At 38.7% G+C, this 15,524-nt stretch carries 8 protein-coding genes; 6 read left to right on the top strand and 2 right to left on the bottom strand.

Going from position 1 to position 15,524, the window contains the following annotated elements; genetic code table 11:
* Nucleotides 1-112: 112 nt before the first annotated feature.
* Nucleotides 113-1,738 carry a methyl-accepting chemotaxis protein gene (locus AC27I2_RS12230; RefSeq protein WP_487204423.1) on the top strand — a complete coding sequence of 542 codons (1,626 nt, stop codon included), beginning with the start codon at nt 113-115 and terminating at the stop codon, nt 1,736-1,738.
* Nucleotides 1,739-2,020: 282 nt separating this feature from the next.
* On the opposite strand, the gene AC27I2_RS12225 is transcribed toward AC27I2_RS12230, so the two are convergent.
* Both AC27I2_RS12225 and AC27I2_RS12220 read right to left on the bottom strand, forming a co-directional pair.
* Nucleotides 2,021-2,428 (bottom strand): type 2 periplasmic-binding domain-containing protein, encoded by a 408-nt coding sequence (locus tag AC27I2_RS12225; RefSeq protein ID WP_058404778.1) that lies wholly within the window; start codon nt 2,426-2,428, stop codon nt 2,021-2,023.
* Nucleotides 2,429-2,440: 12 nt separating this feature from the next.
* The gene (locus AC27I2_RS12220; RefSeq protein ID WP_058404777.1) at nt 2,441-3,586 is read right to left on the bottom strand and encodes a porin; all 1,146 of its coding nucleotides are present in this window, start codon (nt 3,584-3,586) and stop codon (nt 2,441-2,443) included.
* A 463-nt stretch (nt 3,587-4,049) separates the two neighbouring features.
* Here AC27I2_RS12220 and AC27I2_RS12215 point away from each other — a divergent pair, with 463 nt between their 5' ends.
* The 5 genes from AC27I2_RS12215 to truA all read left to right on the top strand — a co-directional run bounded on the left by AC27I2_RS12215 (nt 4,050) and on the right by truA (nt 15,450).
* Nucleotides 4,050-6,272 (top strand): TonB-dependent receptor, encoded by a 2,223-nt coding sequence (locus tag AC27I2_RS12215; protein ID WP_219422454.1) that lies wholly within the window; start codon nt 4,050-4,052, stop codon nt 6,270-6,272.
* A gap of 153 nt (nt 6,273-6,425) precedes the next feature.
* Nucleotides 6,426-7,547 carry a 4-phosphoerythronate dehydrogenase gene (locus AC27I2_RS12210; protein WP_487204422.1) on the top strand — a complete coding sequence of 374 codons (1,122 nt, stop codon included), beginning with the start codon at nt 6,426-6,428 and terminating at the stop codon, nt 7,545-7,547.
* 45 nt (nt 7,548-7,592) lie between these two features.
* Entirely contained in the window at nt 7,593-8,609 is a 1,017-nt protein-coding gene (locus tag AC27I2_RS12205; RefSeq protein WP_058404774.1) for an aspartate-semialdehyde dehydrogenase, read from the top strand.
* Nucleotides 8,610-8,959: 350 nt separating this feature from the next.
* Nucleotides 8,960-14,497: a FimV/HubP family polar landmark protein gene (locus tag AC27I2_RS12200; RefSeq protein ID WP_487204421.1), complete on the top strand. Its 5,538-nt coding sequence runs from the start codon at nt 8,960-8,962 to the stop codon at nt 14,495-14,497.
* 158 nt (nt 14,498-14,655) lie between these two features.
* Nucleotides 14,656-15,450 carry a tRNA pseudouridine(38-40) synthase TruA gene (truA, locus tag AC27I2_RS12195; protein WP_058405743.1) on the top strand — a complete coding sequence of 265 codons (795 nt, stop codon included), beginning with the start codon at nt 14,656-14,658 and terminating at the stop codon, nt 15,448-15,450.
* The last annotated feature ends 74 nt before the right edge of the window (nt 15,451-15,524 follow it).

The following is a 15,524-nucleotide window of genomic DNA, read 5'->3' as shown; positions in this document are numbered from 1 at the left end:
TAGCTTAATTAATGATTAAAATGAAAAAAAAACTAGAAATTTTACAAATTTAACTCACACTTATCAGTATTGAGCCGATAATATATTTAGATAACTCAAAAAGGTAAATAGTATGGCTTCAGGCTTCTCTTTTCAAAACCTAAGCATAACTAAAAAAATACATGCAATAACATGTATTGCAGTTGTTGCTTTTATAATTATGGTATTAATTAATTTTCTTGCCATAGATGATAATAGGGCTTCTTTAGATGAAATGGGGAATTCTTCATATAAAGTTGTAAAGTTAACATCAGCGAATGTAGGGCTGTTAGAAAAACTCGATGAGCTTTACACACAAGCAGTGACATTTGGTGAACAAGACTTAATAACCAAAGCTGATGACACTTACAAAACAATTGAATCAAATATAAATCTAATTAAGCAGATAAGTAATGGCTACATTAGTGATGATGTAGTTAAAGAATTAGCCGACTACGAAAAAATCTCAGCAACCATTGCTAATGGAATGGTAAATGGCACTGCCGACTTTAGTAAAATCCAACAGCAAGCCCAGTTAAAAACAAGTCTTTATGGTTCTGTTTTAGAGAGCTTTAAAGCAGCGCAACAAAAAGCTGATAATCGTTTTTTTGAATTAGTTGAAAGCACTAACACGCGTTCTGATAATGCACTTACTTTAATGCTTGCTGTGTCTATCGTGTCTTTATTGCTGCTTTTGTTTATGGCTATATGGATAGCAAAAAATATTGGCTCTTCAGCAAGTGATGCAGCAAATAATTTAAGTTTATTAGCGAATGGTAAAGGATCTTTGAGTACTCAGTTAACCGTAAATTCTAAAGATGAAATTGGCCAAGTTTCTATCAACTTTAATTCTTTTATTGCGCTATTGAAAGAAACCGTACTTGAAGTAATTGCTGTATGTGAACCTCTAATGGAAAACTCTACCCGATTAGTACAAGGCATGGAGCAGGCAGAGCGTGCAACAACGAAACAAACAACAGATGCTGAAATTGTTAAGCAATCAATGGAAGAGATGAAGCAAAGTGTGGGTGATATTTCTCAATCTGCAGCAAATGCATCACACGCTGCTGAAACAGCAGAAAAAGAAGTAGAACAAAGCCGAACACAAGTACAAATGTCAGTAAATGCGTCTCGTACATTGAGTAATGAAATTAACCAAGCAGCAACAACAATTAATAAACTTGCGGACGACACAAAAAATGTATCGCAAATATTGAATGTAATTACTTCAATTGCCGATCAAACCAACTTACTTGCTCTAAATGCGGCTATTGAAGCAGCACGAGCTGGTGAACATGGTCGTGGGTTTGCGGTAGTAGCTGATGAAGTACGAGAGCTTGCTTCACGAACCGCACATTCAACTAATGAAATACGCGAATTGTTAGGTGCGTTAACAACCGCCGCTAATGACTCAGTTACTGCGATGACCTCAGCGCGTGATATGGCTACAGATAATGCAACAGCGGCTGAAAAAACAGGTATATCAATAGAGAAAATAGCTGAGCAAATGTTAGAAATAAACGGCATGAACTCTCAAATTGCAGCCGCGACAGAAGAGCAAACATCGGTTGCAGCCATGGTTGTAGAAAATGTCTCTAATATGCATGTTTCTTTTGAAGACACTATGGACTCATTACTTGCTGTAAGGGATGTAGCTAAAAACCTACATTACTTATCAGATAACCTGCTAGATGCAACAGCCAAATTTAGAATTGAGTGATATATAGGTAAAATTAACACCAATAGAGCCTCCAAGTGGAGGCTTTTTTGTTTTGCAGGCTAGTAGGTATTACTGACCTGCAACAACAGAGCAATTTAAAGTGCAAGACTGGGCGATAACTGTACTATTTACATTGAGGAATTGGATAACAAACTTTTACCTTGCTTATTAACGCGTTTCCCATATTTTTAATAGCTTAGTTAATTAAGCCAATTGATATAACTTTTTACAGGCATAAAAAAACCACCATTTGATGGTTTTTTAATTTACCGTTTTAAACGGTTAAAAGGTCGCAACTACTTTTACGTTGCCACTCACTTTTGCGCTATCTACGTAGCCGATAGCATCAGCATTAGCTGCTACAAAATCTATGACAGCTTGATCAGAACCTAACTTCTCGGGTGGTGTACCTTTACCTGTAAACACAAGTTTAGACCAGTAAGCATTAAGCTGGCTACCAGATTTACCTACAACTTTATCGTTAAACTCATCTGCTGCAGCGGTACCATCTTGGTTTACTGGGTTTACCTTAGTACCATCACCAAATGATTTGGCTTTACCAAGGTATATCTTCTTAATAGTATCTGCGTCTAAAGCATTGGCGTTTCCAGCGTTAACTATTACCGCAACTTCTGCAAAAGCATTAATTGAGCACAATGAAAGTGCACTAGCTAAAATTAATTTTTTCATTATTTGCTCCAATTAAAATACAAGGTCAACGCCAACAGCAACAACATCAGTTTCTGTATCAGTTACATCGTCTTCAAAGCGGCTAAAATCGATTTTAAAAGCTGCAGAAGGGTGAAAGTCGTAACGCGCGCCGATAGTGTATACATTGCTTTGCGCTTGAACACCTGTCAAGGCACCGTTTATAGCTGCATTAAGGCTTGGTACTGCTGCGATAGGGTCAAAGCGAGATGCATCATGCTTATCGTCATTATCTTCATACGTAAAATGGACTATAACGTCATCCAAGCGGTAACCTACAGATGCATAATATTGTGTTTGCTCAGTCAAAATACTGTTTTCTACTTCAAATTGTGTATATTCAGCATCAAATAAGAAATTATCATAATCAATCGAGAAGCCAAAGCCGAAAAAGCTGCTGTCATCTTCGTTTATTGCAATATCGTCAGCTAACGTGTTTAAGCTGTTTGCGCGAAGTGCAGCTTCTAATCCATTTAATGCAGCGCCGCTGGGGTCTGTTCCGTCAAGTGCAAATGATGATTCAGCAATTAAATATGCAGCACGAACACTGAACCAGTCGTATGCAAGCGTCCAGTTAATGCCAGCAAAATCATTAAGCTCAGCTTGAGTTTTTTCAGTGATTGCGTCTATTTCACCATCAAAACTACCGTACATGACTTGTACTGTTGAATCCCAATCACCAAGTTGTGTATTGTGCAATAAGCTTAAACCTTCATAGGTAGAAAAAGGAATGCTATAAACAGATTGAGGCGGGCGTACCCAGCGGTAAGCGTAACCTACATCAATAAAATCTGAGTAACGGTAAAAAGGTACACGCATTTTACCCGCGCTAATTTGTAACTCGTCGCTTAGTTCATAAGTTACGTAGGCCCATTCAAATTCTGCGTCGAAATCATTCTCACCACGAGCAACAATTTGAGCTGTTGCCGTTAGTTTCTCCATTAGGTCAGCTGATAGCTGTAATGCAAAGACACTTTCGTTTTTAAATGAAATGTCATCATCATATCCATATAAGGTACTGTCGCTATCAAGGCTCTTTCCACCAACAATTGATGCAAAGCCATTAATTCGAACTTCGGCGCTAGCATAGTTTGTTGCTAAAGCCGCACATAATGCTACTGCTACAGATAGCTTTTTCATATGTATTTCCTATTAGTTAATTAGATGTTGATTCATGCGTATTATAGAAGTGAAATAGAGCTATATCTAATCAATTTAGCAAGTTAGTGATAAAAACTGATTAACTTAATGCTTTATCATTATTTTTTAAGGGGATATGCCCGGTGTTTTTAATGCAGGTTGCTGATTTTAAGTAAAATATCAAAATAAGTTTCAGCCAATTAAATTTAAGAACGTATATTTATTGCGCGAGGTTTTATGCCGTAATTGCATAAAAAGTAAGTATCGCTGCAACGTGTTATTTTTTCCCCTATAAGGAACATTTGCATTTTTACCAAAAAATAAATACATAAATTCACAATTGTGTAATATAATGCCCTTCCAGAGGAAAGATGCTACCACGCATCTTTTTTTATGCCCAAAACTTACTGGTTGCACCAGTAAATGCATAATAAATAATTTACGGTATCCTTTGGAGAATATTTTGAAACTACGCAAACTCTCACAGTTAAGCCTAGCAATAGTTGCTGCCCTGACTACTTCAGTAAGTGCTGAAGAAACCAAAACAACTGCAAAACAAGATGCGTTTGAAAAAATCGAAGTTACAGCTCGTAAACGTACAGAGAGCTTGTTTGAATCTCCAACCGCTATCACATCAATTGGTGCTAACTTAATTGATAAAGCCAATATGAGTAACCTTGAAGATATTGGTAAATACGTTCCAAATTTAAACATCACACGTTACGGTGTAGGTAACGCAGCACATGCTTCGGTATTTATTCGTGGCATTGGCTTGCAAGATCACATTATTACAACCGATCCAGGTGTGGGTGTATACCTTGATGGTGTTTACTTAGGCCGTCAAATGGGGTCTAACCTATCATTGCCAAATGTTGAACGTGTAGAAGTATTGCGCGGTCCACAAGGTACTTTATATGGTCGAAACACTTTAGGTGGTGCGGTAAACGTTATTACCAAACAACCAGGTGATGAAGGTATTTTAACAACGTCTGCAAAATTAGGTAGTCGTGGACGTATTGCTGGCGATATTTACTTCAATAACTCATTAAATGACGAGTTAAGTATGTCTGCAAGCGCGTCATACAAAACACGTGACGGTGTTGGCGAAGCGGTAAACCTAGCGAACCCAGAAAAAGAAATCGGCGAAGAAGAAGAGTTTAGCGGTCGTGTTGCTCTTAAATGGCAAGCCAATTCAGATCTTGCATTTACGTTTTCTTTAGACGGTGTTGATAACGAGTCAGGCCAATCTCCTTACACAATTGAACTGACAGAACCACTTGACCCAAATGATGTATTTAATGGTGACTTTCCATTACTTACACAAGACATGATCCCATCAGACCCAGATGATTTAGGGACTACTGTTGCTGGTATTGAGTCAACGTCATACTCTGGTTGGGGTACGTCTTTAACTGCTGATTGGGCGATTAACGATACATACACAGCTAAATTTATTTCAAGCTATCGTACATCTGAGTATGAAGGTGGCCTTGATGATGATGCATCACCTCTGAACTTATCAGAATTTCCTGAAGAAGGTGGAGCCGATCAGTACTCATTTGAGCTTCAGTTAAATGCAACATTCGACAACATGGATTTTGTTTCTGGTCTTTACTTCTTTAACGAAGATGGCTTCACTCGTTCAGGTCCATTTGTATTTAGTCCGTTCAATACACCAAATGGCTTGTTGAATGATGGCGTTACTCCTTCATTTGGTGGCTACGGCGACTTTGAAATTAATCAAGAAACTAACTCATATGCAGCTTATATTAATGCTAGCTACGATTTAACTGATGATTTAACTGTTGGCGGTGGATTGCGTTATTCTAAAGACGAAAAAGACGCAAACGCGCAGTTCCCAACATTCCCTGTACCTAAGTTTGTAAGTGCTGATTTTGACGCGGTGACATGGGACATTAATGCATCATACCAAATCAGCAATAACATGAATTTGTATGGTCAAATTCAAAAAGGTTATCAAACTGGTGGCTTCCCACCGCGTCCATTTGGTGGACCAGATCAGTTTGTGTCGTTCGACGAAACTAAAGCGGTTAACTACGAAATGGGCTTGAAAGGCCAGGTACACGAAAACGTATCTATGATGTTAGCGGTATTTGTTACTGATTACACTGATTTAGCACTTCCGTTTTCAGATCCAACAGCGGGTGGTGGTTTTGTAACTATTGTTGAAAATGCGGGCCAATCAAAAGCACAAGGTATAGAGCTTGAAACCACCGTTGCTATCACTGACGACTTTACAATAAGAAGTGCTGTAGGTTACCTAGATTCAGAAATTACAGAGGTTGATGCCGGCGTTCAAGGTATTGGTAAAGGTGATTCACCGGCTTTAACACCTCGCTGGACTGTAATGGTTGCCCCATCATACTTTATGGATTTAGACAGCGGTGCAACAGTTGCACTTAATGCTAATTATTCATACCGTAGTGAAATGCAAGGTCAGTCAGTATATAGCCAAAGTGAAACAATTGATTCGCGTGAGTTAGTTGGCTTTAACATTTCTTACACTAACGCATATGGTGATATGGAAGTAACACTTTATGGCGAAAACGTTCTGAACGAAGTATACGATGTAGGTCGTTTACAACAATCAGGCTTTGTTGGAGTTATGAGAAGCAACGACCGTAGTGAATTTGGTCTAAAATTCAAAAAAGATTTTGAGTTATAAACTTAAGTTTGCATAAAAATAGAATGTAATTTAAGCATTATATTTTATTTTGCTCAAAAGGCCGGATCAGTTTTTGATTCGGCCTTTTTAGTTTGTGCAAAGGTCTGGTTGTTCGATACAATGGCGCCTCTTAATTGCCAAATGGATTCTGTGATGAAAATTCTTGCCGATCAAAACATGCCTTTAGTTGAGCAGTACTTTTCAGATTTTGGTGAGGTTGAACGGTTTGATGGACGTAACCTAAAACCCGACCAACTTATAGACGTAGATGTTTTACTCACACGATCAGTTACCAACGTTACCAGCAAATTATTGGCAAAAGCGAATAAGTTAAGTTTTGTTGGCACAGCCACTATTGGAATTGACCATATAGATACACAGCTGCTAAAAGAAAAAAATATCACATTTACTAGTGCGCCTGGTTGTAATGCCATTGCTGTTGCAGAGTATGTTATTAGCAGCTTATTTGCGCTAAGCCAAGAGAATGCCCGCCCACTAAACGGGCAAACTATAGGTATTGTTGGGGTAGGCAACATTGGTAGTTGTTTGGCGCAAAAGTTAAAAGCATTAAATGTAAAATTACTACTATGCGACCCTCTTAAGCATGAGCAAGGCTTACTTGATGAACATGTAGAGTTAGATGAGTTACTCACACAGTCAGATATTGTTACTTTTCATGTGCCACTTATTAAAAGTGGTGCGCATAGAACCTTGCACATGATGGATAAAGTGAGACTCAGTGCTTTAAAACCCGGTACTACGATAATTAATGCCAGCCGGGGCGATGTTATCGACAATTGTGCTTTACTTGATGTAATGCAAGGTGGTGCCAATTTAGATTTAGTGCTTGATGTATGGGAAAATGAGCCCAATATTTTGACCGATTTATTTGAACACGTTCGCTATGCCAGTGTACACATTGCAGGCCATACCTTAGAGGGTAAGGCAAGAGGTACACAAATGCTGTATCAAAAGCTATGCGAACTCAAAGGCGTTGAAGCTATGAAATCGTTAGGCGATTTTTTACCGGTACCAGCTATTACGCAGGCCACTGTTAGTTCAAGTTTCACAGAGCTAGACATAGCACGTTTAGTGCATACAATTTACGATGTACGAAGAGATGATGGGATTTTACTTCGTCATCTAGAGTCGGATGGTTTTGATAGTTTACGTAAAAACTATCCTGTAAGAAGAGAATTTAGCACCTTAACCGTTAAAGGTGATGGCCCGCAACTAGCTGCCTTAGGCCAACTTGGTTTTACACTAACCAACTAATTATTAATTTAACGGTGTTTTAATATCGTTTAAAGAGGAAAAAATATGTCGCAAAAATATAACGTTGCCGTACTTGGTGCTACTGGTTTAGTAGGGCGTCAAATTATCGAAACATTAGCAGATCGTAAATTTCCGGTTGATCAGCTATTTTTGCTTGCGAGCAGCCGCAGTGCAGGTGAAGATATTAAGTTTCGTGGTGAGACAATTGAAGTACAAGACGTTGAAGGCTTTGATTTTAGCCAAGCGCATATTGGATTGTTTTCTGCCGGTGGCAGCGTCTCAGAAAAATATGCCCCAATTGCAGCAGACGCAGGGTGTATAGTCATCGATAATACTTCACACTTCAGAAATGACTTTGAAATTCCACTTGTCGTACCGGAAGTAAACGCCTCAAGTTTAGCTGATTTTAGAAATCGCAACATTATTGCAAATCCTAATTGCTCAACTATTCAAATGATGTTGGCATTAAAACCAATTTACGATGCGTATGGTATCGACCGCATTAACGTATCAACCTACCAAGCGGTGTCAGGCGCAGGAAAAGAAGCTGTTGATGAGTTAGCAAAGCAAACTGCTAATTTGATGAATGCACGCCCAATGGATAATGAGATATTTCCAAAGCAAATAGCGTTTAATGTTATTCCTCAAATAGATAGTTTTGAAGATAATGGCTATACCCGCGAAGAGATGAAAATGGTAAACGAAACGCACAAAATATTGGGCGACACAACAATTGCCATAAACCCAACATGTGTGCGTGTTCCAGTGTTTTTTGGCCATTCTGAATCTATTAATATTGAAACACGTATGCAATATGACTTTGAACACGTCAAACAGCTGCTAAATGATGCGCCTGGTGTTGAGCTAATTGACGATGAAGGTGATTACCCAACCGCAGTATCAGATGCCAGTGGTAACGATACTGTATATGTAGGGCGTTTACGTGCTGATATTTCACACCCTCATGGCTTAAATATGTGGGTTGTTAGTGATAATACTCGCAAAGGCGCGGCAACTAATAGCGTTCAAATAGCTGAAGAATTAATAGCAAACTACATGTAACATTTTTGAATGTTAAATACTCTTTAAAAGCGGTAAGCACAATGTGTTTGCCGTTTTTTGTTTAAGAGGAGCGTCACTTTTTTGCCGCTTTTTGTAATATTTAATAAAGTTACTGATAATACTCAATAAATTAATATTAATAATGTGTTGTTAAGGCATTTCTTTTCAATGTGTTGCAATGGATATTGTGCCTTAAGTGGTTTATAGTTTGTAATTGGAATAGAGCTTGCAACAAAAATAGATTGTAATAACAAATGTGAGTCAGTCATTAGGCTGATAAGGCAAGAGTAATCAATGTTTACACACTTAGTTTAGAGTGCTTTGTAACATTTAGACATTAAAGGATCAGCATGCGCGGTTTGGCTATACTTTTAATATTAGCGTCTGCACTAGTAGTAACGCCTGTATATACACAAGATAGTACCCAATTAAAGGGGCCTAAAGGCGTTGACTATGGTGCTCAAGGGCGATCTATTGGTCCGATTAAACCTACCGATACACTTTGGCGTATAGCTGTAAAAGTACGCCCAGATAATTCAGTAAGTATTTATCAAGTTATGCAGGCCTTGTATAACAAAAACCCCGACTCATTTTTAGATCAAAACCTCAATCATATGCGAAGTGGGGCTTACTTAAAAATACCTACTTTATCTGAAATTAGACGTGTGAACACTCAACTTGCTAGGCAGCGTTCTGAGCAAGACGACGAGTTGTGGGAAAAGAAAAAAAACGGAACACTCACACAGACTGAAATAACAACGGCTCAAACACAAGTTACACAAGCACGTAAAGTTGATGTAGACGACGCCAAAAAAGAATTACAACAAGAAATAAAAGAGATCAAAACAGACCAAACTAATAAGTTAGTTGAGTTACAGCAGCAATTTAAAAGTTCAGTAACAAATGTTGAAGAGATTTTAGTTGAAAATAATAACCTTAAAAAACAACTAACTGGAATTTCTAAAGAGCTCGAAAATGTTCGCCAACAATTAGGTCAAGACAGTGAAATACAGCTGCAGTTAAAAGAATTAATACTTAAACAAAACGAAATAATTGCTCAGCAAAAAGCAAAAGAGGTAGAACCTGAAAGCGATTTTGACCTGCTTGCGCTTTTATCTAATCCCATAGTTCTTGGGCTATTAATGTTTATTCCTGGCTTATTGATTATTTTTGGTATTGTTATGTTTTTGCGTAAAAAAGCAAATAGCCAAGAAGAGCCTCAAGAAGATGATGAGTTTTTACCGCAAACGCCAACGTATTCAAATGATGATGTAGCAGACCCACTTGATGATCCTATTATTCCAGACCCACTTGATGATTTGAGTGTTCAGTTAGACGATCATCTTGAAGACGATATGCTTTCTGATGATGATTTATTAGAAGATGATACAGACGAGCTTGATGAATCTGACAATCTTCTCGATCAAGATGAGTTAGAAAGTTTACTCAGTGACGATATTGTTTTTGACGATGAAAGTGACGAAGACGATGAAGTTGACATTTTTATGCAGCAAGGGTTTGACGACACTGCTGATGATAGCTTAGACGACATTGATTTAGATTTAGACCAAGAACCGTCTGGAACTGATGATATTTTAAGTAATGATGACTTAGACAGTTTATTTGACGAAGATGACAGCCTACCTGAGTTTGATTCACCAACAGAAAAAGAACCAGACAATGACAGTTTAGAATCTAACGATGAAATGGCGGCACTGAGCGAAGAGCTGGCGACCGATGATTTTGATATAGATGATTTACTTGATCAAACTAGCGCCGAACCAGAAGTCACAGCGGATAAAACTCCTGGAGAAGATGACGACTTTGACTTAGATGACATTGATAGCTTAATTGATGACGCTGGTGATGATTCAACGCAAGAAAGTACAGCCGATGCGTTGGTTGAAGAAAGCGATGACTTTGACTTAGACGACATTGATAGCTTAATTGATGACGCTGGCGATGATTCAACGCAAGAAAGTACAGCCGATGCGTTGGTTGAAGAAAGCGATGACTTTGACTTAGGTGACATTGATAGCTTAATTGATGACGCTGGTGATGATTCAACGCAAGAAATTACAGCCGATGCGTTAGTTGAAGAAAGCGATGACTTTGACTTAGACGACATTGATAGCTTAATTGATGACGCTGGCGATGATTCAACGCAAGAGGCCACAGCCGATGAGTTAGTTGAAGAAAGCGATGACTTTGACTTAGATGACATTGACAGCTTAATAGATGAAGCTGGCGATGATTCAGCGCAAGAAATTACAGCCGATGCGTTGGTTGAAGAAAGCGATGACTTTGACTTAGACGACATTGATAGCTTAATTGATGACGCTGGCGGTGATTCTACGCAAGAAATTACAGCCGATGCGTTGGTTGAAGAAAGCGATGATTTTGACTTGGACGATATTGATAGCTTAATTGATGACGCTGGCGATGATTCAGCGCAAGAAATTACAGCCGATGCGTTGGTTGAAGAAGGCGATGACTTTGACTTAGATGACATTGATAGCTTAATTGATGACGCTGGCGATGATCTAACGGAAGAAATTACAGCCGATGCGTTAGTTGAAGAAAACGATGATTTTGATATTGATACTGCTCTAGCTGATTCCGTTGATGATTTAGCTGAGGCACAAGAAGAGTTAAATGTTGATGATGTCGAGTCTTTAGCAACCTCATTAATTGACGAGTCAGAATTAGAGAGCAAGCAAGATCTTTCCGATACGCCAGAGCTTGATGAAGAGCCAGAGCTTGATGAAGAGCCAGAACTTGAAGAAGAGCCAGAACTTGTAGAAGAGACAGAACTTGAAGAAGAGCCAGAGCTTGAAGAAGAGCCAGAGCTTGAAGAAGAGCCAGAGCTTGCAGAAGAGCCTGAACTTGTAGAAGAGACAGAACTTGAAGAAGAGCCAGAGCTTGCAGAAGAGCCAGAGCTTGAAGAAGAGCCTAAACAAGTGCTTGAAGACCTTGGGTCAGATGATTTTACAGACACATCAGACACGCTTTTAGATCCAGAAGATTTACTGGATGAATATAACGATGATGCGTTGCAAAGTGTAGATGAGCTTTTAAATGAATTACAACAACCTGAAGATCCAGAATATATAGAAAGCCCTGAATGGACATTGGACGATTTAGATAATGAAATCGAAGAAGTCGAGATTGATCTAGGTGATGATCCATTAGCAGAAGACACTGATTCTGATCTATCCCTTGAGGATGAATTACTAGAAACAGAATCAATAACGCCTAGTCAAGAATTAGACGATTACCCTGAGTTAGAAATAGCAGAAGATCAGGGCGCAGAAACAAACACAGAAGCTCTTTTAAATGAGGGTGACTCAGAAACACGAGAGTCTACTAACAACAATGGCGAAAATGTTGTTAGTCAAACAGAAAAAGACTTAGCTGAGTCGATTTCTAAGGGCGCGGACTTGGGTAACCTTAATGAGGAAATTGATGATGAGCCTCATATTAATCCTGATTTTGATGCAACCTCAGTAATTGATGATAATGAACCATTGCAATCAGGCGATGCTGACGAAGTAGCCTCAACAGAAGAGCATAACGAATTAGATGGTAACGAAGAACTTGCTGAGCTCACAGCTAAAGAGGAGGTTTCAGACTTTTCGGATGATGATACTCAAGTGTCGGATGATGAAGAGCTAGAACCAGAGCTATCACTAAGCCAAACAGAGCAAGAATTATCACAAGCGCTCTCATCAAATATTGATTTAGATAGTTTGGAAGATGACTTTGATGATGAACCATTAATTGATAATGAGTTTGATGAATCACATGTAGAGCTTGAAACTAATGACGATGCTAACGTTTTAGTACCAGAGGGCACGGACGAAGATTCATTATTAGACACAGGTTTAGAATTTGATTCAGTTGGTGAAGAAGGTGTTGAAGAACTGATTTCAGATACGCCACAAAGCGACATTGAGAAAGCAGATAATAAAGAACTGGAACAAGACTTAGATGATGAAAGCGCCAACGCGATTAATCAAGAGCTCGATGCTAAGCTTGAACCAAATTTATCATCAAGCCAAACAGAGCAAGAACTATCAGAAGCGCTCTCATCAAATATTGATTTAGATAGTTTGGAAGATGATTTTGATGATGAACAATTAATTGATAATGAGTTTGATGAATCCCATTTAGAGCTTGAAACTAATGACGAAGCTAACGTTTTAGTACCAGAGGGCACGGACGAAGATTTATTAGACACTGGTTCAGAAGTTGATTCAGTTGGTGCAGAAGGTGTTGAAGAACTGATTTCAGACATGTCACAAAGCGACATTGAGAAAGCAGATAATAAAGAACTTGAACAAGACTTAGATGATGAAAGCGCCAGCGCGATTGATCAGGAGCTCGATGCTAAGCTTGAACCAAATTTATCATCAAGCCAAACAGAGCAAGAACTATCAGAAGCGCTCTCATCAAATATTGATTTAGATAGTTTGGAAGATGATTTTGATGATGAACCATTAATTGATAATGAGTTTGATGAATTAGATATAGAGCCTGAAACTAATGACGAACCTAGCTCTTTAGCTACTGACTTGGATGAAGTGCCTGTTTCAGGTGATGCAGTTGATAGCACAGATTTACCTGATAGCGTAGAGTTTGAATCATTTGATTTAGGTATCGAGCCAACCGTTGATAATGAGCTAGACACAGAGCTTGCAACCAATGACGAGGTTGAAAGTTCAATTGCAGACATTAATGATGAGGTTTCAGCAGAAGAAGAGTTCGCAGAGCCACAAAACAATACAGTTGAATCAAATAACGATTTAGACCCTGACTCTGTTATAACCGAAGATGGTGAAGAGCTACTTCCTGATATATCGAAGAACGACACTGATTTATCAGGTTTAGATGAAGTCGATAGTCAAATAACAAGTGACGAGGCGCTAGTTTCAGAGCTTGAAGCTGAACTATCATCAAATGACACTGAGGAAGCGTTTTCTACTGACGTTAATTTAGATAGTTTAGAAAATGACTCTGATAATGAGTTTGATGATTTAGAGCTCGATGCTAATGAACTTGAGAATCAAAATTCAGCTGAAGATGATTTAGATAGCTCGGAAACGGACTTTAATGACGATTTATTAATTGATGAGTTTAATGAACTGGATACTGAGCTCGACGATTTAAACGATGATACACTCGATGATTTACTTACAGAGTTGAATGACATTGATGAGGACTCTTTAGCGCTTGATAACAACGATGAGCTAAACAATCATGCATTTACAACTGAATCGAACGATTTAATAAATGAACAAACCAATGTTGACCGTGAAGCCGAACTAACTCAAGTAGAGTCACAAGACGATACTAATCTTGTATCAGATGAAGCACTTGATGATGAATTCATGGCAGACTTAAGTGAAACCGATTTCGATTCATTGCTTAATGAGTTAGCCGCTCCCGATGAGCTTGATATAGAAGATAGCAGCGAGTTTGATGTTGACTTTGATTCTTTATTAAAAGAAGACTTAGTTGATGAAGAAGTGTTCAATCATGAAGAGCCAGCGCCTGAAGCCGAAGACGCTAGACCATTAGGTGAAGATGATTTTGTAGATATTGATTCATTACTCGAGCAAAGCGACGATGCAGAACTTGAGCATGAGCCTTACAATGATGTAAATATTGATTTGGGCTTAAGTGAGTTTGATGCGTTGCTTGCAGGTGATAACCCAACAGACGTTGATGCTGAAAGTGGAGGTTACTCTGCTAAGTTAGATTTAGCACGCGCATATATTGAAATTGACGATTTCGACTCAGCGCTTAAAGTAATTGAAGACGTAATAGCTAAAGGTCCTCAAGAGGTTCAAGAAGAAGCGCTCAGTTTGCAAGCAAAATTGCAATAATCGTTTTTATGTAAATTTAAATGCTATAAACCCATAATTAGTGATGCTAGTTATGGGTTTTTTATTGTTTTTATATGATTACATCACGGTTGCTTTTATTGCGCTGCGAGATAGCATAAAATGCGCCGTTAATTAGTACAGTAGGTAAAGCGATAAATATGCGAGTAGCACTTGGGGTTGAATATAATGGCGCACGTTATAGTGGTTGGCAGCGTCAATCACACGTAAATAGTGTACAGCAAGAAGTAGAAAAGGCATTGTCGAGTATCTGTAACCACCCAGTTGAAATTGTGTGTGCAGGGCGAACTGACGCAGGTGTTCATGGAACAGGCCAAGTTGTTCACTTTGAAACTAGTGCATCTCGTGAAATGGTTGCGTTTACTATGGGTATGAATACGTTACTGCCTAAAGATATTGCTATTCGATTTGCCCAGCCTGTTACAGAAGACTTTCACGCCCGTTTTAGTGCAACTGCTAGAAGGTACCGTTACGTTATTTACAACTATCCATACCGTGGAGCGGTTATGAATGAGGGGGTTACTCACTTTCATCACAAATTGGACGAAGTTGCCATGCAACAGGCTTGTCAGTACTTAATTGGTGAACATGACTTTACATCGTTTAGAGCTTTACACTGCCAAGCTAATACCGCAACCCGAACCATTCATCATTTATCGGTACAGCGACAAGGTGATTACGTTGTAATTGACATTAAAGCCAATGCATTTTTACATCACATGGTACGAAACATAACCGGTTGTTTAATGGATATTGGCCTACACAAGCATCAGCCTATATGGTTAAAAGAACTTTTAGATGTGAAAGAACGTGCAAAAGCAAGCGCAACTGCAAAAGCCGCGGGCCTTTATTTAGTTGATGTTGATTATCCAGAACAATTTAATATCCCTAAAACACCCTTAGGGCCATTATTCTTGCCTGATGTTGAAATTTAGTTAGAATTATTAATTGCTTAATTTGAGTGCTTCTAACTACTAAGACCAGTTTTTTATACCGTGTTAGTCTGATT

Source organism: Pseudoalteromonas sp. NH0006-46 (assembly GCF_057547735.1).
The sequence above is the reverse complement of the archived record's forward strand: the minus strand, read 5'-3'. Positions and strand labels throughout refer to the sequence as shown.

Bases quoted from the DNA above. Each gene is read 5' to 3' on its own strand.
- AC27I2_RS12220 (WP_058404777.1), bottom strand. From the start codon at position 3,586: ATGAAAAAGCTATCTGTAGCAGTAGCATTATGTGCGGCTTTAGCAACA.
- AC27I2_RS12205 (WP_058404774.1), top strand. From the start codon at position 7,593: ATGTCGCAAAAATATAACGTTGCCGTACTTGGTGCTACTGGTTTAGTA.
- AC27I2_RS12225 (WP_058404778.1), bottom strand. From the start codon at position 2,428: ATGAAAAAATTAATTTTAGCTAGTGCACTTTCATTGTGCTCAATTAAT.
- AC27I2_RS12230 (WP_487204423.1), top strand. From the start codon at position 113: ATGGCTTCAGGCTTCTCTTTTCAAAACCTAAGCATAACTAAAAAAATA.
- AC27I2_RS12210 (WP_487204422.1), top strand. From the start codon at position 6,426: ATGAAAATTCTTGCCGATCAAAACATGCCTTTAGTTGAGCAGTACTTT.
- truA (WP_058405743.1), top strand. From the start codon at position 14,656: ATGCGAGTAGCACTTGGGGTTGAATATAATGGCGCACGTTATAGTGGT.
- AC27I2_RS12200 (WP_487204421.1), top strand. From the start codon at position 8,960: ATGCGCGGTTTGGCTATACTTTTAATATTAGCGTCTGCACTAGTAGTA.